General features: G+C 63.3%; 24 protein-coding genes. 22 read left to right on the forward strand and 2 right to left on the reverse strand.

Annotated elements, in window-relative coordinates; all coding sequences use genetic code 11:
- Positions 1-230: 230 nt before the first annotated feature.
- Genes AC3WLP_RS25660 through murB form a run of 7 tightly spaced genes read left to right on the forward strand, consistent with a single transcriptional unit; the run spans position 231 to position 4,769 of the window.
- Entirely contained in the window at positions 231-866 is a 636-nt protein-coding gene (locus tag AC3WLP_RS25660; RefSeq protein WP_003247132.1) for a MotA/TolQ/ExbB proton channel family protein, read from the forward strand.
- A complete protein-coding gene (locus tag AC3WLP_RS25665) occupies positions 863-1,297 on the forward strand; it encodes an ExbD/TolR family protein (protein ID WP_014754073.1) in 435 nt (144 codons plus the stop codon). The genes AC3WLP_RS25660 and AC3WLP_RS25665 overlap by 4 nt, the downstream gene beginning before the upstream one ends.
- On the forward strand, positions 1,297-2,298 hold the full coding sequence (lpxK, locus tag AC3WLP_RS25670; protein WP_003247136.1) for a tetraacyldisaccharide 4'-kinase: 1,002 nt from the start codon (positions 1,297-1,299) through the stop codon (positions 2,296-2,298). The genes AC3WLP_RS25665 and lpxK overlap by 1 nt, the downstream gene beginning before the upstream one ends.
- A gap of 44 nt (positions 2,299-2,342) precedes the next feature.
- Entirely contained in the window at positions 2,343-2,528 is a 186-nt protein-coding gene (locus AC3WLP_RS25675) for a Trm112 family protein (protein WP_003247142.1), read from the forward strand.
- Positions 2,525-3,289, forward strand: coding sequence for a 3-deoxy-manno-octulosonate cytidylyltransferase (kdsB, locus tag AC3WLP_RS25680; protein WP_003247143.1), 765 nt, complete (start codon positions 2,525-2,527; stop codon positions 3,287-3,289). The genes AC3WLP_RS25675 and kdsB overlap by 4 nt, the downstream gene beginning before the upstream one ends.
- The gene (locus AC3WLP_RS25685) at positions 3,289-3,753 is read left to right on the forward strand and encodes a low molecular weight protein-tyrosine-phosphatase (protein WP_004575950.1); all 465 of its coding nucleotides are present in this window, start codon (positions 3,289-3,291) and stop codon (positions 3,751-3,753) included. Before kdsB ends, AC3WLP_RS25685 begins: the two co-directional genes overlap by 1 nt.
- Complete coding sequence (gene murB, locus AC3WLP_RS25690; RefSeq protein ID WP_088513095.1) at positions 3,750-4,769, forward strand: UDP-N-acetylmuramate dehydrogenase; 1,020 nt, start codon at positions 3,750-3,752, stop codon at positions 4,767-4,769. Before AC3WLP_RS25685 ends, murB begins: the two co-directional genes overlap by 4 nt.
- Before the next feature lie 267 nt (positions 4,770-5,036).
- Here the strand turns inward: murB and rne are convergent, their stop codons facing one another.
- A complete protein-coding gene (gene rne, locus AC3WLP_RS25695) occupies positions 5,037-8,255 on the reverse strand; it encodes a ribonuclease E (protein WP_492576350.1) in 3,219 nt (1,072 codons plus the stop codon).
- 797 nt (positions 8,256-9,052) lie between these two features.
- Between rne and rluC the strand changes: the two genes are divergently transcribed.
- The 3 genes from rluC to AC3WLP_RS25710 are packed head-to-tail and all read left to right on the forward strand — an operon-like array spanning position 9,053 to position 11,683.
- The gene (gene rluC, locus AC3WLP_RS25700; protein ID WP_003247149.1) at positions 9,053-10,009 is read left to right on the forward strand and encodes a 23S rRNA pseudouridine(955/2504/2580) synthase RluC; all 957 of its coding nucleotides are present in this window, start codon (positions 9,053-9,055) and stop codon (positions 10,007-10,009) included.
- Positions 10,010-10,012: 3 nt separating this feature from the next.
- Positions 10,013-10,687, forward strand: coding sequence for an HAD family hydrolase (locus AC3WLP_RS25705; protein ID WP_014754067.1), 675 nt, complete (start codon positions 10,013-10,015; stop codon positions 10,685-10,687).
- A 6-nt stretch (positions 10,688-10,693) separates the two neighbouring features.
- Positions 10,694-11,683 carry a S49 family peptidase gene (locus tag AC3WLP_RS25710; protein ID WP_012053297.1) on the forward strand — a complete coding sequence of 330 codons (990 nt, stop codon included), beginning with the start codon at positions 10,694-10,696 and terminating at the stop codon, positions 11,681-11,683.
- 208 nt (positions 11,684-11,891) lie between these two features.
- On the opposite strand, the gene AC3WLP_RS25715 is transcribed toward AC3WLP_RS25710, so the two are convergent.
- Complete coding sequence (locus tag AC3WLP_RS25715) at positions 11,892-12,470, reverse strand: Maf family protein (RefSeq protein ID WP_012053296.1); 579 nt, start codon at positions 12,468-12,470, stop codon at positions 11,892-11,894.
- 96 nt (positions 12,471-12,566) lie between these two features.
- Here AC3WLP_RS25715 and AC3WLP_RS25720 point away from each other — a divergent pair, with 96 nt between their 5' ends.
- From AC3WLP_RS25720 to AC3WLP_RS25775, 12 genes are all read left to right on the forward strand, one after another.
- Positions 12,567-13,094 (forward strand): YceD family protein, encoded by a 528-nt coding sequence (locus AC3WLP_RS25720; protein WP_003247153.1) that lies wholly within the window; start codon positions 12,567-12,569, stop codon positions 13,092-13,094.
- 13 nt (positions 13,095-13,107) lie between these two features.
- Positions 13,108-13,290 (forward strand): 50S ribosomal protein L32, encoded by a 183-nt coding sequence (gene rpmF, locus AC3WLP_RS25725; RefSeq protein ID WP_003247154.1) that lies wholly within the window; start codon positions 13,108-13,110, stop codon positions 13,288-13,290.
- 3 nt (positions 13,291-13,293) lie between these two features.
- Positions 13,294-14,304 carry a phosphate acyltransferase PlsX gene (gene plsX, locus AC3WLP_RS25730; protein WP_014754064.1) on the forward strand — a complete coding sequence of 337 codons (1,011 nt, stop codon included), beginning with the start codon at positions 13,294-13,296 and terminating at the stop codon, positions 14,302-14,304.
- 127 nt (positions 14,305-14,431) lie between these two features.
- On the forward strand, positions 14,432-15,370 hold the full coding sequence (gene fabD, locus AC3WLP_RS25735; RefSeq protein WP_088513097.1) for an ACP S-malonyltransferase: 939 nt from the start codon (positions 14,432-14,434) through the stop codon (positions 15,368-15,370).
- Between the two features lie 15 nt (positions 15,371-15,385).
- Positions 15,386-16,126, forward strand: coding sequence for a 3-oxoacyl-ACP reductase FabG (fabG, locus tag AC3WLP_RS25740; RefSeq protein ID WP_012053293.1), 741 nt, complete (start codon positions 15,386-15,388; stop codon positions 16,124-16,126).
- Between the two features lie 203 nt (positions 16,127-16,329).
- Positions 16,330-16,566: an acyl carrier protein gene (acpP, locus tag AC3WLP_RS25745; protein ID WP_012053292.1), complete on the forward strand. Its 237-nt coding sequence runs from the start codon at positions 16,330-16,332 to the stop codon at positions 16,564-16,566.
- A 187-nt stretch (positions 16,567-16,753) separates the two neighbouring features.
- Positions 16,754-17,998 (forward strand): beta-ketoacyl-ACP synthase II, encoded by a 1,245-nt coding sequence (gene fabF, locus AC3WLP_RS25750; RefSeq protein WP_003247162.1) that lies wholly within the window; start codon positions 16,754-16,756, stop codon positions 17,996-17,998.
- Positions 17,998-18,813, forward strand: coding sequence for an aminodeoxychorismate lyase (gene pabC / locus AC3WLP_RS25755; protein ID WP_012053291.1), 816 nt, complete (start codon positions 17,998-18,000; stop codon positions 18,811-18,813). Before fabF ends, pabC begins: the two co-directional genes overlap by 1 nt.
- Before the next feature lie 4 nt (positions 18,814-18,817).
- The gene (gene mltG, locus AC3WLP_RS25760; protein ID WP_012053290.1) at positions 18,818-20,038 is read left to right on the forward strand and encodes an endolytic transglycosylase MltG; all 1,221 of its coding nucleotides are present in this window, start codon (positions 18,818-18,820) and stop codon (positions 20,036-20,038) included.
- A gap of 9 nt (positions 20,039-20,047) precedes the next feature.
- On the forward strand, positions 20,048-20,680 hold the full coding sequence (gene tmk / locus AC3WLP_RS25765; protein WP_088513098.1) for a dTMP kinase: 633 nt from the start codon (positions 20,048-20,050) through the stop codon (positions 20,678-20,680).
- Positions 20,673-21,659 carry a DNA polymerase III subunit delta' gene (locus AC3WLP_RS25770; RefSeq protein ID WP_003247167.1) on the forward strand — a complete coding sequence of 329 codons (987 nt, stop codon included), beginning with the start codon at positions 20,673-20,675 and terminating at the stop codon, positions 21,657-21,659. Before tmk ends, AC3WLP_RS25770 begins: the two co-directional genes overlap by 8 nt.
- A 30-nt stretch (positions 21,660-21,689) precedes the next feature.
- Complete coding sequence (locus AC3WLP_RS25775; protein ID WP_012053288.1) at positions 21,690-22,472, forward strand: TatD family hydrolase; 783 nt, start codon at positions 21,690-21,692, stop codon at positions 22,470-22,472.
- The last annotated feature ends 342 nt before the right edge of the window (positions 22,473-22,814 follow it).

The following is a 22,814-nucleotide window of genomic DNA, read 5'->3' on the forward strand; positions in this document are numbered from 1 at the left end:
GTGCTGGGGCGGCATGGGGAGGTTGAGGGTGTGCGCCGACAACGGCGATTCTGGCGTGATGTGGGGGGTGGCTGATCTGGCCCTTTCGCGGGTAAAGCCGCTGCCACAGGTACTGCAAGGCCCAGAGGGCCGACCCGGTAGCCCGACAGGCTAATTCCCTGACCTCCGGCAGATGAGCCCTCGGCGCGCCTATGGTAGAGTGGCGGCCTTTTTCCGAAGGGGCGTTTACTGTGTGGGAATTGGTCAAGTCCGGTGGTTGGATGATGCTGCCGATCATTCTGAGTTCCATCGTTGCCATGGCTATCGTCGTCGAGCGCCTGTGGACCCTGCGTGCCAGCCGCGTCACCCCGCCCCACCTGCTGGGCCAGGTGTGGATGTGGATCAAGGACAAGCAACTGACCAGTGACAAGCTCAAGGCACTGCGGGCCGATTCGCCACTGGGCGAAATCCTGGCAGCGGGCCTCGCCAACTCGCGCCATGGTCGCGAAATCATGAAAGAGTGCATCGAGGAGGCCGCCTCGCGCGTCATCCACGAACTGGAACGCTACATCAGCACCCTCGGCACCATTGCCGCCATGGCGCCTCTGCTGGGCCTGCTGGGCACCGTGCTGGGCATGATCGACATTTTCAGCGCCTTCATGGGCTCGCAGATGACTGCCAACGCCGCCGTGCTGGCCGGTGGTATCTCCAAGGCCCTGGTCACCACTGCGGCAGGCCTGATGGTTGGTATCCCGGCGGTGTTCTTCCACCGCTTCCTGCTGCGCCGCATCGATGAGCTGGTGGTCGGCATGGAGCAGGAGGCGATCAAGCTGGTGGAAGTGATCCAGGGCGACCGTGAAGTGGAAGTGGCCGGAGGCAAGGCGTGAAGTTCCGGCGCAATCGCCAGCGGGAGAACGTCGACATCAACCTGGCGTCGCTGATCGACGTGGTGTTCGTCCTGCTGCTGTTCTTCGTGGTTACCACCACCTTCACCCGCGAAACGCAACTGCGCGTCGAGCTGCCCGAAGCCACCAGCGCCGAGCCGGCGCCGACCGACCCGGGCAAGCTGGTGGAAATCACCATCAGCGCCGAAGGCGTGTATTCGGTGAACAACCACCTGCTGCCCAAAAGCGACCTGGCCACCCTGAGCGAGGCCATAGCGCGCGAGTCGGGTGGCGACAACACGCTGCCGCTGGCCATCAGCGCTGACGGCAAGACCCCGCACCAGGCTGTGGTCACCGCAATGGATGCTGCCGGCAAGCTCGGTTTCAGCCAGTTGCGCATGACCACCGTCGAGGCGGCCCAGGGCACGCCTTGATGGCTTTCGCCGACCGCTTGCTCGCTGCCTGGTACGCCGGGCATCCGGCGCTGGCGCTGCTGCGTCCGCTGGAGGCCTTGTATCGCCGCGTGGTCACGCGCAAGCGGGCACGTTTTCTAAGGGGTGACAGTGCCAGCTACCGGGCACCGGTACCGGTCATTGTCGTGGGCAACATCACCGTCGGTGGCACCGGCAAGACGCCGATGATTCTCTGGTTGATCGAACACTGTCGCCAGCAAGGGCTGAAGGTGGGCGTAGTCAGCCGCGGTTATGGTGCCAGGCCTCCACGGCTGCCCTGGCGGGTGCAGGCCGATCAGCCGGCCGATGAGGCGGGCGACGAGCCGCTGCTGATCGTGCAACGCACCGGCGTGCCACTGATGATCGACCCGGATCGCGCCCGTGCCGTGCAGGCATTGCTGGCCAGCGAACCCCTCGACCTGATCCTGTGCGACGACGGTATGCAACATTACCGCCTGGCCCGTGACCTGGAACTGGTGCTGATCGACGCTGCCCGCGGCCTGGGCAATGGCCGCTGCCTGCCGGCGGGGCCGTTGCGTGAGCCGGCCGACCGCTTGCGTGAGGCTGACGCGGTGCTGTTCAACGGCGCCAGCGAAGACCGCACCGAGGGTTTTGGTTTCCGCCTGCAGCCGTCGGCCCTGGTCAACGTGCGCACTGGCGAGCGCCGTGCGCTCGACCATTTCCCCGCCGGCCAGCGCCTGCATGCGGTGGCCGGTATCGGCAACCCGCAACGTTTCTTCAACACCCTGCTGGGGCTAAACTGGCAGCCGGTGCCGCATCCCTTCGCCGACCATGCGCAGTTCAGTGCCCGGAGCCTGGCTTTCAGCCCGCCACTGCCGCTGGTCATGACCGAGAAGGACGCGGTGAAATGCCGGGCCTTTGCCGCTGACGACTGGTGGTACCTGGCCGTCGAAGCGCAGCCTACGCCGGCTTTCAGCGCCTGGTTCGACAACCAGCTGCAACGCTTGTTGCGCAAACCCTGAGCCCGTTTTCAATTTCCGGCCACCTGGCCTAAAGGAAGCCTCCAATGGACACCAAACTGCTCGATATCCTGGCCTGCCCGATCACCAAGGGGCCGCTCAAGCTGAGCGCCGACAAGACCGAGCTGATCAGCAAGGGCGCTGGCCTGGCCTACCCGATTCGCGACGGTATCCCGGTCATGCTGGAAAGCGAGGCACGCACCCTGACCGACGACGAGCGTCTTGACAAATGAGCCTGGAATTTACGGTAGTAATCCCCGCCCGACTGCGCTCCACCCGCCTGCCAGGCAAACCGCTGCTGCTGATTGCCGGCAAGCCGATGGTGCAACATGTGTGGGAGCAGGCCCGCAAGAGCGGTGCCAGCCGTGTGGTCATCGCCACCGACGACACCAGCATCCTCGAAGCCTGCCAGGCCTTCGGTGCTGAAGTGCTGATGACCCGTGCCGATCATGAATCGGGCACTGACCGCCTGGCCGAAGTGGCCGCGTACCTAGGGTTGCCGGCTGACGCCATTGTGGTCAACGTGCAGGGCGACGAGCCGCTGATCCCGCCGGTGATCATCGACCAGGTGGCGGCCAACCTGGCGGCGCATCCGGAAGCCGGTATCGCCACCCTGGCCGAGCCGATCCATGAGCCGGAAACCGTGTTCAACCCGAACGCGGTCAAGGTGGTGAGTGACAAGAACGGCCTGGCCCTGACGTTCAGCCGAGCGCCGCTGCCCTGGGCCCGCGATACCTTTGCCAAGGCCCGCGACGTGCTGCCGGAAGGGGTGCCCTATCGCCGTCATATTGGCATGTACGCCTACCGTGTCGGCTTCCTGCACGACTTCGTCAGCTGGGGCCCATGCTGGCTCGAGCAGGCTGAAGCGCTGGAGCAGCTGCGTGCCCTGTGGCACGGCGTACGCATTCACATCGAGGATGCCATCGAGGCGCCTGCCGTGGGTGTCGACACCCCTGAGGATCTGGAGCGCGTACGGCGCTTGCTGGAGGCCTGATGCGCGTCCTGTTCGTGTGCCTGGGCAACATCTGCCGCTCGCCCACCGCCGAAGGCGTGCTGCGCCATCAATTGCACGCCGCCGGGCTCGCTGACAAGGTGCAGGTGGCTTCTGCCGGCACCGGCGATTGGCATGTCGGCAAGGCGCCAGATAGCCGCACCTGCAAGGCGGCGCTGGCGCGCGGTTACGACCTGTCGCAGCAACGTGCCCAACAGGTCAAGGCATCGCACTTCGCCGAATACGACCTGGTGTTGGCCATGGATGAGCACAACCTGCGCGATCTGCGCGCCCTGCGCCCGTCAACGGCAGTGGGCGAACTCGACCTGTTCCTGCGCCGCTACGGTGCAGCCCTGGATGAAGTGCCAGACCCGTACTACGGTGGCGCCGACGGCTTCGAGCAGGTGCTGGATCTGGTGGAAGCGGCTTGCCAGGCGCTGGTACTGGAAATCAAGGGGCGTCTATGACAGTGCAGTGGCAGGAGCAGGTATCGCTCAAGCCTTACAATACCTTCGGCATCGACGTGAAGGCGCGCTATTTCAGCCAGGTGCAGGACGACCAGCAGGTGCGTCAGGCGCTGGGCCAGGCACAGCAAAGGGGCTTGCCGGTACTGGTGATCGGGGGTGGCAGCAACCTGCTGCTGACCCGCGATATCAATGCACTGGTGCTGCACATGGCCAGCCGCGGTCGGCGTGTGCTCAGTGACGATGGCGAGCGTATCGTGGTCGAAGCCGAGGCCGGTGAGCCGTGGCACGCGTTTGTGCAGTGGACGCTGGCGCAGGGCTATTGCGGGTTGGAGAACCTCAGTCTGATCCCCGGCACCGTGGGTGCTGCGCCGATGCAGAACGTGGGCGCATACGGGGTGGAGATCAAGGACGTATTTGCCGGGCTGACAGCCTTGGACCGTGAGACGGGCGAGCTGCGTGACTTCAGTTTGGCGGAATGTGCTTTCGGCTATCGCGACAGCCTTTTCAAGCGCAACCCCGGCCGCTGGTTGATCCTGCGTGTGCGCTTTGCCTTGACCCGCACCCTGCACGCTCATCTGGATTACGGCCCGGTGCGCCAACGCCTGTCTGAGCAGGGTGTTACCGAGCTGACCGCGCAAGCGATCAGCGATGCAATCTGCAGCATTCGCCGCGAGAAGCTGCCAGATCCGGTAGAGCTTGGCAATGCCGGGAGCTTCTTCAAGAACCCGGTGGTAACGGCTGATCGGGTCGAGCGAATTCGTGCGCAGTATCCCGCGGTTGTGGTTTACCCCCAGGCGGATGGCCAGGTGAAACTGGCGGCGGGCTGGTTGATTGAGCAGGCGGGCTGGAAGGGTCATCGTGAGGGTGATGCTGGCGTGCATCGCTTGCAGTCGCTGGTGCTGGTCAACTATGGCCAGGCGAGCGGAGCGCAGATGCATGCGCTGGCGCGCAAGATTCAGGCGGATATCTTCGAGCGGTTTGGGGTTGAGCTGGAGATGGAGCCTAATCTTTACTGATTTGCCGGCTGTGAACCCCCGTAGGAGCGGGTTTGCCCGCGAAAGGGCCGGGCCTGGTGGCCAATTTCCACCCGCCGTTCACCGTTGCCGCCGCTACCGTATTCGCGGGTAAACCCGCTCCTACACGCTGATTGGTGGTGAACACACATCGGGGGTTGGACACAGGCCATTGTAGGAGCGGGTTTACCCGCGAAGAGGCCCGTCAGGCAAACCAAAAAAAGCCCCGCCAGTTCGCACTGGCGGGGCTTTTTCATTCAGCTTTGGCTATCAGCCGTGATGAGGTTTGTGCTCATCGGCGGTTTCCAAGGCTGGTTCCTGGGAGGCTGCAGCAGCTTCCTGTGCCGCTTTGGCAGCAGCCTCGGCCTCACGCTTGCGGCGACGCACTTCACGTGGGTCGTTCGGTGCACGGCCGTTGGCCAGCATGACAGTGGCAGGTTCGACCACTGCAGGTGCAGGCTCGGCCACCACTTCTGGCTGGGCTTCGACAACCGGGGCAGGCTGTGCGGCAACCGGAGCGACTTCGACCATGGCCGGGGCCTGTTCGATTTCACCGGCTTCTATCGCTGGGGCTTCTGCTGGGGTTTCAGTGACCACGGTTTCTGCAACCACGGCCGGCTCAACAGCAGGTGCATCTTCAGCGACAGGCTGCGGAGCCATTTCGACCACAGGCTCGGCAGTTGCCTCGGCTGCGGCCACTGGCTCGGTGACCGGCTGCTCGACCGCTGGGGCCACGGACGCTTCTTCAGCTTTGGTGACCGCTTCGGCCTGCTCGACCGGCTGGGCGGCTTCGCTGTTGTCGGTTTCTGCAACGGCAGCGACTTCGGCTGTGGCACGCTCGGCCTGCTGGTTGGCCTGGGCTTCTGCATCGGAGCTGATGTTGCTGCTGGCGACAGCAGCTGTCACGGCAAGGCCGGCAGCCAGTTCGGCACCCAGCTCGGTGGCCTGGTGCTGTTGTGGCTGCTCTTCGCTGCCTTCTTCTTCACTGCCGTCGATCAGCTCGCCATTGGCATTGCGCTGACGCTCACGACGGTTGCTGCGACGACGCTGGCCACGGGAGCGGCGGCGTGGGCGCTCGCCATCGGTGCCTTCCTGCTCGTCTTGCAGCAGCTCTTCGCCTGGCAGTTGCTCTTCGGCCAGTTCGGCAGCCTGCTCGGTTGCTTCTTCGGCAGCGCGTGGTTGGCGCTCTTCGCGTGGTGGGCGCGGGGCGCGTTCTTCGCGTGGAGCGCGTTCTTCCCGAGGTGCGCGCTCTTCACGTGGAGCACGTTCTTCACGCGGTGCGCGTTCTTCACGTGGAGCACGTTCTTCACGCGGTGCGCGTTCTTCACGTGGAGCACGCTCTTCGCGGGCTACACGTTCTTCACGCGGCTGGCGCTCTTCGCGTTCGGCTGGCGGGGTGGCGTCCAGCGGTTCGCGCAGCTCGCGAACGCGCTCTTCGCCGCGGTTGCTACGGCGGTCTTCGCGTGGCTGGCGCGGAGTACGTTCTTCACGCTGTGCACGCTCTTCACGTGGGGCACGTTCCTCACGCGGTGCACGCTCTTCACGTGGGGCACGTTCCTCACGCGGTGCACGTTCTTCGCGTGGGGCGCGTTCCTCGCGCGGTGCGCGCTCGGCACGCTCTTCACGCGGTTTGCGTTCTTCGTCGCGGCGGCCGTTGCGGTTGCGGCTTTGCTGGCGGCCGTTGCGGCGTTCTTCGTTACGCGGGCTGCGCTCGGCAGCCGGTTTTTCGGCGGCGGGCACCACTGGCGCGGCGGCAGGCTCGTCCTTGCCGGCGAACAGGCTCACCAGCGACTTCACCAGGCCTTTGAACAGGCTTGGCTCCGGAGCGCTCGGGGCAGGGGCGACCGGGGCGGCAGGCTGGGGCTCTTCAGCGGCGGCCGGTACCGGTGCGTTGGCGCGGGCCGGGGCCGTCTTCACTGCGGCTTCCTGGCGTACCAGGGTGCGGGTGGCGGTCGGCTGCGGCGCTTCTTCAGCTTCGGCGGCGGCGATTTCGTAGCTGGACTGGTTGTTCAGCACTTCAGGGTTGTCGTCGCGCAGGCGCTGGACTTCGAAGTGCGGGGTTTCCAGGTGGTCGTTCGGCAGGATGATGATGCGCGCACGGGTGCGCAGCTCGATCTTGGTGATCGAGTTACGCTTTTCGTTCAGCAGGAACGCGGCTACCGGGATCGGCACTTGAGCACGTACTTCGGCGGTGCGGTCCTTCAGGGCTTCTTCTTCGATCAGGCGCAGGATGGCCAGCGACAGCGATTCGACGTCACGGATGATGCCGGTGCCGGAGCAGCGTGGGCAGACGATGCCGCTGCTTTCGCCCAGCGATGGGCGCAGGCGCTGACGGGACATTTCCAGCAGGCCGAAGCGCGAGATGCGGCCTACCTGCACGCGGGCGCGGTCGGCTTCCAGGCATTCACGAACGCGCTCTTCAACGGCGCGCTGGTTCTTCGCCGGGGTCATGTCGATGAAGTCGATGACGATCAGGCCGCCGATGTCACGCAGGCGCAGCTGGCGGGCGATTTCCTCGGCCGCTTCCAGGTTGGTCTGCAGGGCGGTTTCTTCGATGTCGCTGCCTTTGGTGGCGCGCGCCGAGTTGATGTCGATGGACACCAGGGCTTCGGTCGGGTCGATCACGATCGAACCGCCGGACGGCAGGTCGACCACGCGCTGGAAGGCGGTCTCGATCTGGCTTTCGATCTGGAAGCGGTTGAACAGCGGCACGCTGTCTTCGTACAGCTTGACCTTGCTGGCGTACTGCGGCATCACCTGGCGGATGAAGGTCAGCGCTTCTTCCTGGGCGTCGATGCTGTCGATCAGCACTTCGCCGATGTCCTGGCGCAGGTAGTCGCGGATGGCGCGGATGATAACGTTGCTTTCCTGGTAGATCAGGAATGGCGCGGCGCGGTCCAGGGACGCTTCCTTGATGGCGGTCCACAGCTGCAGCAGGTAATCCAGGTCCCACTGCATTTCTTCGCTGCTGCGGCCAAGGCCGGCAGTGCGCACGATCAGGCCCATGTCACCCGGTACGGTCAGGCCGTTCAGGGCTTCGCGCAGTTCGTTGCGCTCTTCGCCTTCGATGCGGCGCGAGATGCCACCGGCACGCGGGTTGTTGGGCATCAGCACCAGGTAGCGGCCGGCCAGGCTGATGAAGGTGGTGAGGGCGGCGCCTTTGTTGCCGCGCTCTTCCTTCTCGACCTGAACGATGACTTCCTGGCCTTCGCTGAGCACTTCCTTGATGTTGACCCGGCCTTCTGGGGCCTTCTTGAAGTACTCGCGGGAGATTTCTTTCAGCGGCAGGAAGCCGTGACGTTCGGAACCGAAGTCGACGAAGGCGGCTTCGAGGCTGGGTTCGATGCGGGTGATCTTGCCTTTGTAGATGTTGGCCTTTTTCTGCTCGCGCGCGCCGGACTCGATGTCCAGGTCGTAGAGACGTTGGCCGTCCACCAGGGCTACACGCAACTCTTCGGGTTGAGTCGCGTTAATCAGCATTCTTTTCATGTTGTACCGTCGGTTTCCGGGCTGCCGGAAACGGCGTTCGGCACACACGACGTCTCATGGTCGGTGCCAAGGTGCGCAAAGGGTGGCCGGGCCACCCCCGTGTCGAGCGACGTTCGGCACCAGCCGGTTGCCCAGCCTGCCGTTGTCGCGACGACGCGTCCTGTTTGCTGCGGTGCCAACAAGGCCCCGGTGGCTTCGAATAGGTATCCGAATCAACCAAGCGGGCCTTGTGCACTCAGTCAGGAGGAGGAATCAACCGTCAGCCGTGGACGCCCGGAGGGCATCTGTTCAGGACCTTATCCGCTCACCAACCGTCAGTGGGCTGGTGGCCGGACGCGGTGCTACACGGTCCGAGGGCTGTGCATCTCCACCCTGCACGTATCCCTGATAATTCGGGTGCTGCCGCGCGCTGAATCCGCAACGGGTTGCATTTTTCGCCAGCGCTGGTTCTGCGCTGGCGCCATTCATGTCCAAGGCAGGTATTTCCGAAGCATTCGCCGGGCGTTGCGTGGAAGCGACTCGCGGGCAGAGGTGCAGCGAAAAGAATCGGGTAAGCAGGTGAAACACCGCACTTGTCGTTTTTTTTCGGTCTTCTCTACACGGCGCTGGTGGCGATTCCAGGCATTTCGGTAAACTGGCGAAAACCCCGTAGGACGGCCTCGCGTCCTGGAGAATTGCGAAGGTCAGGGACCGGCAAAGAGCCTGGTGCCGCTGGCCTGCCGCTTTTGGCGGCGTTCGCGACTATAGCAGCAATGATTAAGTGCTTCAATTCCATAAAAAATTGTTATGATCCCGTAATGACGACCAATACCCCTCCGACTTCCGGCGTTCAGCTGATCGAAGTCGCGCCGGAGCTCGCCGGCCAACGCATTGATAATTTCCTCATCACGGCCCTCAAGGGCGTGCCCAAGACACTGGTCTACCGCATCCTGCGCAAGGGTGAGGTGAGGGTCAACAAGGGCCGTGTCAAGCCGGAGTACAAGATCCAGGCCGGCGACATCGTGCGGGTTCCGCCCGTCCGCTTGCCGGAACGAGACGAGCCGGCGCCGGTGGCCCAAGGCCTGCTGCAGCGTCTGGAAGCCGCCATTGTCTACGAGGACAAAGCGCTTATCGTGATGAACAAGCCGGCCGGCATCGCCGTGCACGGCGGCAGTGGCCTGAGCTTCGGGGTGATCGAGGCGCTGCGCCAGTTGCGCCCGGACGCCAAGGAGCTGGAGCTGGTGCACCGCCTGGATCGCGACACGTCTGGCCTGTTGATGATCGCCAAGAAGCGCAGCATGCTGCGCCACCTGCATGCCGCACTGCGCGGCGATGGTGTCGACAAGCGCTACATGGCGCTGGTGCGCGGCCACTGGCCCACCTCGAAAAAGCAGGTCAACGCGCCGTTGCTCAAGAGCAACCTGCGTTCCGGCGAGCGCATGGTCGAAGTGAACGATGAAGGCAAGGAGGCGCTGACCCTGTTTCGCGTGCTGCGCCGCTTTGGCGACTTTGCCACCATTGTCGAGGCGCGCCCGATCACCGGTCGTACCCATCAGATTCGCGTGCACACCTTGCATGCCGGGCACATGATCGCTGGCGACAGCAAATACGGCGACGAAGACTTCAGCCGGGAAATTCGCGAGTTGGGTGGCAAGCGCCTGTTCCTGCATGCCTACGCGTTGACTGTACCGCTGCCCGACGGTGGCGAGTTGAAGCTCGAGGCGCCTGTGGATGAGGTCTGGGCGAAGACCGTTGAACGTTTGAGTGCATCCTGACCCATGAAAAAAGGCTATGAGCTACTGATCTTCGACTGGGACGGCACCCTGGCCGATTCCATTGGTCGTATCGTCGAGGCCATGAATGTCGCCGCAGAGCGTGCCGGCGAGGCACAGAGCAGCGACGATGCGGTCAAGGGCATCATCGGTCTGGCCTTGGACGAGGCGATCCACACCTTGTACCCGCACCTGGGGCCCGCAGAGGTTGCCAGCTTCCGCCAGCACTATGCCGATGTCTACGTTGCACTGGATCAGCAACCTTCGCCGCTGTTCGATGGCGTGGTCGAGTCGCTGGATGCCTTTCGCGCCGAGGGTTACCGCCTGGCGGTGGCCACCGGCAAGGCCCGTCGCGGGTTGGATCGGGTGCTCAAGGCCAATGGCTGGGAGCGTTTCTTCGACATCACCCGTGCCGCTGACGAGACCCGTGGCAAGCCACACCCGCTGATGCTTGAGGAAATCCTCGGGCATTGTGGCGTCGAACCGTCGCGTGCGCTGATGGTCGGAGATTCGGCATTCGACCTGCAGATGGCCAGCAATGCCGGCATGCATTCGGTGGCGGTTGGTTATGGTGCCATGTCGCTGCAGGCGCTGGCCGAGTTTGGCCCGCAGGTATGTATCGATCACTTTTCCCAGTTGCGCGAGTGGCTGGGTGGTTCCGCAATTCCATTTCCAAGGTAGGTAAGCATGGCAGACGAATGGAAAGCCCCTGAGGCCGAGCCCGGGGAGCGCGAAGAGCGCAGCAGCTGGAAGCTGCTGGAAAAGACCTTGCTGGCCAGCGTGCAGGAGCAGCGACGGTCGCGGCGCTGGGGGATCTTCTTCAAGCTGCTGACCTTCGTCTACCTGTTCGGCATTCTGGCGTTGTTCTCGCCGCTGATGGACATGGACAAGGCCGCTTCGCGCAGTGCCAGCCATACCGCGTTGGTCGAGGTGCGGGGGGTGATTGCCGATCAGGAGGCTGCCAGCGCCGATAATATCGTCAAGAGCCTGCGAGAGGCGTTCAAGGACGACAAGACCAAGGCTGTGGTGATGCGCATCAACAGCCCGGGTGGCAGCCCGGTGCAGGCGGGTTACGTGTATGACGAAATCCGGCGCCTGCGTGCCGAATATCCCGCCATCAAGCTGTATGCGGTGATCGCTGATCTTGGGGCTTCCGGTGCCTATTATATCGCCAGTGCGGCGGACGAGATCTATGCCGACAAGGCCAGCCTGGTGGGTTCCATTGGGGTGACGGCGGCGGGTTATGGCTTTGTTGGTGCCATGGAGAAGCTTGGGGTCGAGCGGCGTGCCTATACATCGGGTGAGCACAAGGCGTTCCTTGATCCGTTTTCGCCGGAAAAACCAGAAGAGACCCGGTTCTGGCAGGGCGTGCTGGATACCACGCACCAGCAGTTCATCGCCATGGTCAAGCAGGGGCGCGGTGAGCGCCTGAAGGACAAGGAGCACCCGGAGTTGTTCAGTGGCCTTATCTGGTCGGGTGAGCAGGCCAAGGCGCTGGGGCTGGTGGATGGCTTGGGCAGTGCCAGCTATGTGGCGCGCGAGATCGTGGGGGAGAAGGAGTTGGTGGACTTCACCGTTCAGGAGTCGCCTTTCGATCGCTTCTCCAAGCGCGTGGGGGCCAGCGTGGCTGAGCACCTGGCGATGTGGATGGGGTTCCAGGGGCCGCAGTTGCGTTGAGTTCGTCGCAGTTCTTGTGGTGTCTGGCAGATCGAGCGCCGCCCGCGCGGCGCGTTGCGCGCAGGCCCGCTCATCGATCGGGGTGCCCAACGGTGCGTTGTAGGAGCGGGTTTACCCGCGAATAGGCCGGACCCGCCGGCCAATATCCCCAATCGTCCACCCTCCCGGGCGGCGCTCGATCCGTCGGGCGCCAAAATCTCCAGCCAGGCTATGGAACCATCACCCCTTCCTTGGTCAGCATATCCACCAGCCGAATCAGCGGCAGCCCGATCAGGCTGGTTGCATCGCACCCATGGGTGCTCTGGAACAGGCTCACCCCCAACCCCTCCGCCTTGAAGCTCCCTGCGCAATCCAGCGGCTGTTCCGTCGCGACGTAGCGCTCCACGCGCTCGCGGCTCAATTCGCGCATCGTGACGGTAAACGGCACGCAATCCACCTGGCATTGCCCGGTGGCGCTGTTCAGCAGTGCCAGCCCAGTCAGAAAGCTCACCTGCTGCCCGCTACACTCCAGCAGTTGCTCGCAAGCCCGCTCGAAGGTGTGCGGCTTACCCAGCACCTGTTCGCCCAGTACAGCTACCTGGTCCGACCCGATAATCAGGTGCCTGGGATGGCTGCCCGCCAAGGCCTCGGCTTTTTGCCTGGCAAGGCGGCGTACCAGTTCAACGGCTGGCTCGTCTTGCCGGCGCTGCTCGTCTATATCGGGGCTTGCCCAGGTGAAGGGCAGGTGCAGGCGAGCGAGCAGTTCGCGGCGATAGGCAGAGCTGGAAGCCAGTAACAAAGGAAGCATGGTAGACTCCGGGTTCGGTTGAACCAATTCTATCACGCACGATGCCGCCTAATTTCCTTTGACAGGGGCGGGGGGCATCCCTAGAATGCTGCGCCTATGTTGAATGACCCGATTCCACCTCACGTTGACCCGCGCAAATTAGCCGATCGTGGCGTAACCCTTAACGGTTCGCTGCAACTCGCTGATTTGGAAAGACTCTGCGACCCGCTTTCCGACAATGTCGGTACGGTGCAGGCGAAGTTCGATTTTGAACGAGATGAACAGCACGTGGTGGTCATCCACAGCGAGCTGGACGTCGAAGTCAAGATGGTTTGCCAGCGTTGTCTTGAGCTGGTCACCCTACCGGTCCACAGCGAATGTACATACGCCGTGGTGAAGGAGGGTGCGAATACCCAGTCGTTGCCGAAAGGCTATGACGTGCTGGAACTGGGCGAAGATCCTTTGGATCTGCAGGCATTGGTCGAGGAGGAGCTTTTGCTCGCCTTGCCAATCGTGCCTGCTCATCATCCGGAAGAATGCCAGCAGCCGGCGGGCGCAGACGAGCCCGAATCGAGCAAGGACGAGGTATCGCGGTCCAACCCGTTCAGTGTTTTGGCGCAGTTAAAGCGTGACCCAAACGTTTAGGAGTTAATCAATTATGGCTGTTCAGCAGAACAAAAAATCCCGCTCTGCCCGTGACATGCGCCGTTCGCACGACGCTCTGTCGGAAAACGCGCTGTCGGTAGAGAAAACCACCGGTGAAGTTCACCTGCGTCACCACGTTTCGCCAGAAGGCGTATACCGTGGTCGTAAAGTGGTTGACAAGGGCGCTGACGAGTAATCCTTGTCCGCTCAGGTCATCGCGATCGACGCAATGGGCGGGGACTTCGGTCCCCGCAGCATTGTCCAGGCTAGCATTGCCTGCCTTTCGGCTACCCCCTCGCTCCACCTGACCCTCGTCGGTCAACCCTCCCTCCTTGAAGATCTCATCAGTGGCTTGCCAGCTGCGGATCGCGCGCGCCTGCAGATTGTGGCCGCCAGTGAGGTAGTCGGCATGGACGAGCGGCCATCCCAGGCGTTGCGCGGCAAGCCGGATTCGTCGATGCGCATCGCCCTCGAACTGGTGCGCGACGGAAAAGCCCAGGCCTGTGTCAGTGCCGGCAATACCGGGGCGCTGATGGCGTTGTCGCGCTTCGTGCTCAAGACCTTGCCGGGTATCGACCGGCCGGCCATGGTGGCGGCGATCCCGACCCAGACAGGTTACTGTCAACTGCTCGATCTGGGCGCCAATGTCGACTGCAGTGCCGAAAACCTCTACCAGTTCGCGGTAATGGGCTCGGTGGCCGCTCAGGCCTTGGGTGTGCATCGGCCACGCGTGGCGCTGTTGAACATCGGTACCGAGGACATCAAGGGTAACCAGCAGGTCAAGCTGGCTGCCACGCTGTTGCAGAGCGCCCGCGGGCTCAACTATGTCGGTTTCGTCGAAGGGGATGGCCTGTACCGGGGTGAGGCAGACGTGGTGGTGTGCGACGGTTTTGTCGGCAACATACTGCTCAAGTCCAGCGAGGGCTTGGCGACGATGATCGGTGCGCGCATCGAAAAACTGTTCAAGGGCGGTGCTTTTGCCCGCGTTGCCGGGGCCGTTGCCATGCCGCTGCTCAAGCGTCTGCAGGCCGACCTGGCGCCGGCGCGGCATAATGGGGCGAGCTTTCTGGGGCTACAGGGTATCGTCATCAAGAGTCATGGCTCGGCGGGCGTGCAGGGGTTTCAGAGTGCCATCCAGCGGGCGCTGATCGAAATTCAGGAAAACCTGCCGCAGCGGCTGCATGGCCGCCTTGAAGACCTGTTGCCTTAGGCATTTCGCCGATGAAGTGCTTAAATGTGACCGCTTGGTCTGTGTTTCCATCCAAGTTTTCAGATTCCGCGCCTGGCCTCGGGCCTGGCGCACACTATCCGACGACAAGATCATAAGGGCTTGTTCAATGTCTGCATCCCTCGCATTCGTCTTTCCCGGTCAAGGTTCCCAGTCGCTGGGCATGCTCGCCGAGCTCGGCGCCGAGAAGCCAGTGATCATCGAAACCTTCAAGGAAGCGTCCGAAGCGCTCGGCTACGACCTGTGGAAGCTGGTCCAGGACGGCCCGGAAGAGCAACTTAACCAGACCGACAAGACACAGCCGGCAATCCTCACGGCGTCCATCGCACTGTGGCGCCTGTGGCTGGAAGAGGGCGGTGCCAAGCCGGCCTTCGTTTCCGGTCACAGCCTGGGCGAATACAGTGCCCTGGTCGCCGCCGGCAGCATCAGCCTGAAAGATGCCGTTCGCCTGGTCGAGTGCCGCGGTCGGCTGATGCAGGAAGCCGTACCGGCCGGTCACGGCGCCATGGCTGCCATTCTCGGCCTGGACGATGCTGTGGTCGTGGAAATCTGCGCCGAAGCCGCTGAGGATGAAGTGGTCAGCGCCGTGAACTTCAACTCGCCTGGTCAGGTGGTCATCGCCGGTAACAAGGCAGCGGTAGATCGCGCCATGGAACTGTGCAAGGCCAAAGGTGCCAAGCGCGCCCTGCCACTGGCGGTGAGCGTCCCGTCGCACTGCGCCCTGATGAAGCCCGCCGCCGAGCGCTTTGCCGATTCGGTCAATGCCATCGAATGGAAGGCCCCGCAGATTCCGGTGGTGCAGAACGTCACTGCCGCCGTCGCCGCCGACCTCGATGCCCTCAAGCACGACCTGCTGGCACAGCTGTACCAGCCGGTACGCTGGGTCGAGTGCGTGCAGACCCTGGCCGCCAACGGTGCGGTCAACCTGGTCGAGTGTGGCCCGGGCAAGGTCCTGGCTGGCCTTAACAAGCGTTGCGCCGACGGCGTGACCACCTACAACCTCAACACCCCTGACGCCGTTGCTGCCACCCGCGCGGCACTGGCCTGATTTGGAGAAGCTTGCATGAGCCTGCAAGGTAAAGTTGCACTGGTTACCGGCGCCAGCCGTGGTATTGGTCAGGCCATCGCCCTCGAGCTGGGCCGCCAGGGCGCGACCGTGATCGGTACCGCCACGTCGGCGTCCGGTGCCGAGCGCATCGCTGCCACCCTGAAAGAACACGGCATTACCGGCACTGGCATGGAGCTGAACGTGACCAGCGCCGAATCGGTTGAAGCCGTACTGGGCGCCATTGGCGAGCAGTTCGGCGCGCCGGCCATCTTGGTCAACAATGCCGGTATCACCCGCGACAACCTCATGCTGCGCATGAAAGACGACGAGTGGTTTGATGTCATCGACACCAACCTGAACAGCCTCTACCGTCTGTCCAAGGGCGTGCTGCGTGGCATGACCAAGGCGCGTTGGGGTCGTATCATCAGCATCGGCTCGGTCGTTGGTGCCATGGGTAACGCAGGTCAGGCCAACTACGCGGCTGCCAAGGCCGGTCTGGAAGGTTTCAGCCGCGCCCTGGCGCGTGAAGTGGGTTCGCGTGGTATCACCGTCAACTCGGTGACCCCAGGCTTCATCGATACCGACATGACCCGCGAGCTGCCAGAAGCTCAGCGCGAAGCCCTGCAGACCCAGATTCCGCTGGGCCGCCTGGGCCAGGCTGACGAAATTGCCAAGGTGGTTTCGTTCCTGGCGTCCGACGGCGCCGCCTACGTGACCGGCGCTACCGTGCCGGTCAACGGCGGGATGTACATGTAATACTGCAACTCAATGTGACGGGTTTCGTAAAAAAAGAGTCATACTGCGAGCCTAAAATCCGTTATAAAGCTGCAACCAGATTCCAGGCAGCGGGTGTGGTGACTAGCCTGAAGGTGCGTTTTGCTTGAAAAGCGAACGTCTTTCTATAAAATTAGCCACCGGCCAGCTGCCTGACATATATCCATTAGGAGTGAAAACTAGGTATGAGCACCATCGAAGAACGCGTCAAGAAAATCGTCGCCGAGCAACTGGGCGTCAAGGAAGAAGAAGTGACTATTGAGAAGTCCTTCGTCGATGACCTGGGTGCCGATTCGCTTGACACCGTTGAACTGGTGATGGCTCTGGAAGAGGAATTCGAGACCGAAATCCCTGACGAAGAAGCCGAGAAGATCACTACCGTTCAAGCTGCCATCGACTACGTCAAAGCCCACCAGGCCTAAGACGCTACAGTCGACGTTTCTTGTCGGGGAAAACCGCACTGCCTTCGCCGGCGTGCGGTTTTTTCTTTGCGAGCGCCTCGCATTTTTCAGGCGGCTTCGTTCACCGCGCACCAAGAGCCTGTTGCCATTTCATTCCAGCACTTGAATGCAATGGCAAGAGACTCTGTTATTAGAAAAGGAGAGTACTGTGTCGCGTAGACGCGTCGTGGTCACCGGTATGGGTATGCTGTCGCCACTGGGTACCGATGTACCGAGCACCTGGCAGGGCATTCTGGCTGGCCGCAGTGGCATCGGTCCGATCGAACACACGGACCTGTCTGCCTACTCCACCCGTTTTGGCGGCTCGGTGAAAGGCTTCGAGGTTGAGCAGTACCTGTCGGCCAAAGAGGCCCGCAAGCTCGACCTGTTCATCCAGTACGGCCTGGCGGCGGGTTTCCAGGCCGTGCGTAATGCCGGCCTGGAGGTCACCGATGCCAACCGCGAGCGTATTGGCGTGGCCATGGGCTCGGGTATCGGTGGTCTGACCAACATCGAAGAAACCAGCCGCACCCTGCACGATTCAGGGCCGCGCCGCATTTCGCCGTTCTTCGTGCCTGGTTCGATCATCAACATGATCTCCGGTTTCCTGTCGATCCACCTGGGTCTGCAAGGGCCGAACTATGCCATCGCCACTGCGTGCACCACCGGCACCCATTGCATCGGCATGGCCGCGCGCAATATCGCCTACGGTGAAGCTGACGTGATGATCGCCGGTGGCGCCGAAATGGCCGCTTGTGGTCTGGGCATGGGCGGTTTTGGCGCTTCGCGCGCACTGTCTACCCGCAACGATGAGCCAAGCCGGGCCAGCCGCCCATGGGACAAGGGCCGTGACGGCTTTGTGTTGTCCGACGGCGCTGGAGCCCTGGTGCTCGAGGAGCTGGAGCACGCCAAGGCCCGCGGGGCGACTATCTATGCCGAGCTGGTTGGCTTTGGCATGAGCGGCGACGCCTACCACATGACGTCGCCGCCTGACTCTGGCGAAGGCGCTGCCCGCTGCATGGCCAACGCCTTGCGCGATGCCGGTATCCAGCCGGAAGACGTCAGCTACATCAACGCCCACGGCACTTCTACCCCAGCGGGCGATGTGGCCGAAGTGGCGGCGATCAAGCGCGTGTTCGGCGAACATGCCTACAAGCTGGCGGTCAGCTCGACCAAGTCGATGACGGGCCACTTGCTGGGCGCCGCAGGCGCGGTGGAAGCGATCTTCAGCGTGCTGGCAATCAATAGCCAGATGGCCCCGCCGACCATCAACCTGGACGAGCCGGACGAAGGGTGTGACCTCGACTTCGTTCCCCACCAGGCGCGCAGCATGCCGATCGACGTGGTGCTGTCCAACTCGTTCGGCTTTGGCGGCACCAACGGCTCGCTGGTATTCCGCCGGTTTGCCGACTGATGCACAGCTGGATCGACGGCCAGCCGGCGACTGCACTCAACCTGCAGAACCGCGGCCTGGCCTACGGCGATGGCCTGTTCGAAACCATCGCCGTGCGAGGTGCCCGGCCCAGCTTGCTGGACGGCCACCTTGCACGCCTGGCACTGGGCTGCCAGCGTTTGGCGATCAACACCGATCTGGCGCTGGTGCGCGACGAGCTGCTGCGTTACGCCAGCCAGCTGGGTGAGGGTGTCGTCAAACTCATCCTTACCCGTGGCGATAGCCAGCGTGGCTATGCGCCAGCTGTCGATGCAGCGCCGCGGCGTATCCTGCAAGGCAGTCCATTACCCCGTTATCCTGTCGAGCATGCCGAGCATGGCGTGCGTTTGTTCCCTTGCCAGACCCGGCTTGGGGAACAACCACTGTTGGCCGGTCTCAAACACCTTAACCGCCTGGAGCAGGTGCTGGCCCGTGCCGAATGGCAGGACAGCGTCCATGCCGAAGGCCTGATGCGTGACGCGCAGGGCAGGGTGATCGAAGGGGTATACAGCAATCTGTTTCTGGTGCGTGATGGCGTGCTGCTTACCGCCGACCTTAGCCGTTGTGGCGTGGCGGGCGTGATGCGTGCCGCACTGCTGGAACAGGCCCCGCTGCTGGGTATTGCGGCACACGTCTGCGACCTGTCGTTCGAGGCGCTTGAGCAAGCGGATGAAGTATTTGTTTGCAATAGCGTTTACGGCATTTGGCCCGTGTGTGGCGTAGCCGCGCTAAACTGGTCGCCGGGCCCGCTCACTCGTAAACTGCAGGCCGTTGCCCGTACGTTACTGGAAACCTGAATTCGTGAGACGTAAATTCCTGCTGTTGCTGGAAATGGGCTTGATCCTTGCCGGCCTGGCGTTTGGCTGGTCGGCCTGGAAGGTCAACTCGGTCCTGGAGCAGCCCCTGCACGTCACGCAGGAACGCCTGCTAGATGTGCCCAATGGCACTAACCCCAACCGCATGTTCTACAGCATGCAACGAGAAGGGTTGCTCGACGATGCCGTCTGGTTGCGTTTGTACTGGCGCTTCAACATGGCCGGCACCCCCTTGCACACTGGCGAGTACCGTCTTACCCCTGGCATGACCGTCGAGCAGTTGTTCGACGCCTGGCGCCGTGCCGACGTGGTGCAGTACAACCTCACCCTGGTCGAAGGCTGGACCTTCCGCCAGGTGCGTGCGGCCGTGGCCAAGCATGAAAAGATCAAGCATACCCTGGACGGCTTGTCGGATGCCGAGGTCATGGACAAGCTCGGCCATACCGGTGTATTCCCCGAAGGCCGCTTCTTCCCCGACACTTACCGCTTCGTGCGGGGTATGACCGATGTCGAGTTGCTGCAGCAGGCCTACATGCGTCTGGACGAAGTGCTGGCCAAGGAGTGGGCCGAGCGCTCCACCGACCTGCCGTATCGTGACCCGTACCAGGCGCTGATCATGGCCTCCCTGGTCGAAAAGGAAACCGGCATTCCGCAGGAGCGCGGGCAGATCGCCGGTGTGTTCGTGCGGCGCATGCGCCTGGGTATGATGCTGCAGACCGACCCGACGGTTATCTATGGCATGGGTGAACGCTACAACGGCAAGATCACCCGCGCCGACCTGCGCGAGCCAACGCCCTACAACACTTACACCATGACTGGGCTGCCACCGACCCCGATCGCCATGGTCGGCCGCGAGGCGATTCACGCGGCGCTGAACCCGTCCAATGGCACCAGCCTTTACTTCGTCGCCCGCGGCGATGGCAGCCATGTGTTTTCCGACGACCTCGACGACCACAATTCGGCAGTGCGCGAGTTCCAGCTCAAGCGCCGGTCGGACTACCGCTCCAGTCCTGCGCCGCAGCAAGAGGCCAAGCCAAGGGCCGATGATGCCGAACAGGCGTCGGGCGCCGACGATGCGCAGCACCCTGAGCCCCCAGCAGCGGACGAGCCAACTGCGCAGCCAGCCCCCGATGAAGCCCCCGCGCAGGATGCCCCTGCTGGCGGTGCACAAGCGGCCGAGCGGCCGACGCCTGACGAACAACATTAAGGACTGCCTGTGAGCGGCTTGTTTATTACTTTGGAAGGCCCCGAAGGCGCGGGCAAGAGCACCAATCGCGACTACCTGGCCGCGCGCCTGCGCGAACACGGCCTGGACGTGGTGCTGACCCGTGAGCCAGGCGGTACGCCGCTGGCGGAAAAGGTGCGTGAACTGTTGCTGACGCCCAGCGACGAAGGCATGGCGGCCGACACCGAGCTGCTGCTGGTGTTCGCCGCTCGCGCCCAGCACCTGGCGCAGGTCATCCGCCCGGCGCTGGCACGCGGGGCTGTGGTGCTGTGTGACCGTTTCACGGACGCCACCTATGCCTATCAGGGCGGCGGTCGTGGTTTGTCGGTAGAGCGTATCGCGGTTCTGGAGCAATTCGTCCAGGGCGGCCTGCGCCCGGACCTGACCCTGGTCTTCGACCTGCCGGTAGAAGTGGGCCTTGCCCGCGCCGCCGCCCGTGGCCGCCTGGACCGATTCGAGCAGGAAGGGCAGGCGTTCTTCGAAGCAGTGCGCCAGGCGTACCTGCAGCGCGCCCAAGGCGCGCCACAGCGCTACAGCCTGCTTGATGCGGCACAATCCCTGGAGGCTGTTCAGCGTGACATCGACGCTCTGCTGCCAGGCATTCTGGAGCGTTGCCGTGGCTGAGGCCTACCCTTGGCAGCAGGCGCTGTGGCAGCAACTGGCCGGTCGCAGCCGCCACGCCCACGCTTATCTGCTGCATGGGCCGCAGGGTATTGGCAAGCGGGCCATGGCCGAGCGCCTGATGGCGCGCCTGTTGTGCCAGCAGCCGCAGGGCCTGGACGCTTGTGGGGCGTGTAAGTCGTGCCTGTTGCTCAAGGCCGGCAGCCACCCGGACAACTTCGTCCTCGAGCCGGAGGAGGCTGACAAGCCGATCAAGGTCGACCAGGTACGGGAGCTGGTGGCCTTTGTGGTGCAGACCGCGCAGTTGGGCGGGCGCAAGGTGGTGTTGATCGAGCCAGTGGAGGCGATGAATGTAAACGCCTCAAACGCCCTGCTCAAAAGCCTTGAAGAACCTTCCGGTGACACCGTGTTGTTGCTGGTGACGCACCAGCCCAGCCGTCTGTTGCCGACGATCAAGAGCCGCTGCCAGCAGGTGGCCTGCCCGCAGCCCAGCCTGGCCCAGAGCCAGGCATGGCTGGCTGGCGCGTTACCCGACTGCGACGAGGTCGAGCGCGATGAGCTGCTGACGCTGGCAGCGGGCTCGCCATTGATGGCGGTCAGCCTGCAGGCGCAGGGTGTGCGCGAGCAACGCGCGCTGGTGGCCGATGGGGTGAAGAAGCTGCTCAAGCAGCAGCAATCGCCCAGCCAGCTGGCCGATGCCTGGAGCGGAGTGCCGTTGTTGCTGCTGTTCGACTGGTTCTGCGATTGGTCGCACCTGATCCTACGCTATCAGTTGACCCAGGACGAGGAAGGGTTAGGCTTGGCCGATATGCGCAAGGTCGTGCAATACCTGGCGCAGAAGAGCCGCCAGGCCAAGGTGCTGGAAGTGCAGGCCTGGATCCTCGAGCAGCGCCAGAAGGTGCTGGGCAAGGCCAACCTCAACCGTGCCTTGTTGCTTGAATCCCTGCTGGCTCACTGGCTGCAACTGCCGGGTGCCCGCTGATTTCCCATTTTTCATGTGTGCCGTTATCCCATGCTCGTAGATTCCCATTGCCACCTCGACCGTCTTGACCTCAGTGCCCACCAGGGCTCCCTCGATGCTGCCCTGCAGGCGGCGCGTGAGCGTGGGGTCGGGCATTTCTTGTGCATTGGCGTCAGTGCCGAGAATGCGGGTGCAGTGAAGGCGCTGAGCGAGCAGTACGCTGACGTCGACTGCTCGGTGGGCGTGCACCCACTGGACCTGGCCCCTGGCGAAACCCCGGCGTTGGAGTGGCTGTTGCGCGAATTGGCCCACCCGCATGTGGTGGCGATTGGTGAAACCGGGCTGGATTACCACTATGAGCCAGAGGCGGCAGAGCTGCAGCAGGCTTCGTTCCGCCTGCACCTTGAGGCCTCCAGGCAGACCGGCAAGCCGGTGATCGTGCATACCCGGGCGGCGCGCGCCGATACCCTGGCGCTGCTGCGTGAGGCGAGCCTGCCGCAAGCGGGCGTGCTGCACTGCTTCACCGAAGACTGGGACATGGCCAAGGCGGCGCTGGACCTGGGTTATTACATTTCGCTGTCGGGCATCGTGACCTTCCGCAATGCCGATGCCTTGCGGGAAGTGGCGCGGCAGGTGCCGGTCGATCGCTTGCTGGTGGAGACCGATTCGCCCTACCTGGCGCCGATTCCGCACCGGGGCAAGCCGAACCTGCCGCAGTATGTACGGGAGGTGGCGGAGTATGTGGCTTCGTTGCGTGGGGCCAGTTATGAGCAGTTGGCCGAGCAGACTACCGCCAACTTCAAGCGGCTGTTCCCGCTGGCGCGTGTGGATTGATTCACCGGGGTTAGAGATTGTGTGAGGGTCACAAGGTGCCTGACACAGCCCTTGCAGCGCCTATGAGATCGAGCGCCGCCCGCGCGGCGCTTCGCGGGTAAACCCGCTCCTACGTTTGTTTCTGGCCAGTCTCTCCTGTGCCAGGCGCGCGCGACCGCCTTGTTTGTACGACGCGATATCGAGGCGTGCGCCAAGGCGTTCGCGCGTTAATCCCACAGGCCTAGTTGGCCCGAAACAAGCGTAGGCGCGGGTTTACCCGCGAAGCGCCGCGCGGGCGGCGCTCGATCTCCCTTCTGTGCCAGGCGCGCGCGACCGCCTTGTTTGTACGACGCGATATCGAGG

The organism is Pseudomonas sp. FW305-E2 (assembly GCF_058782925.1).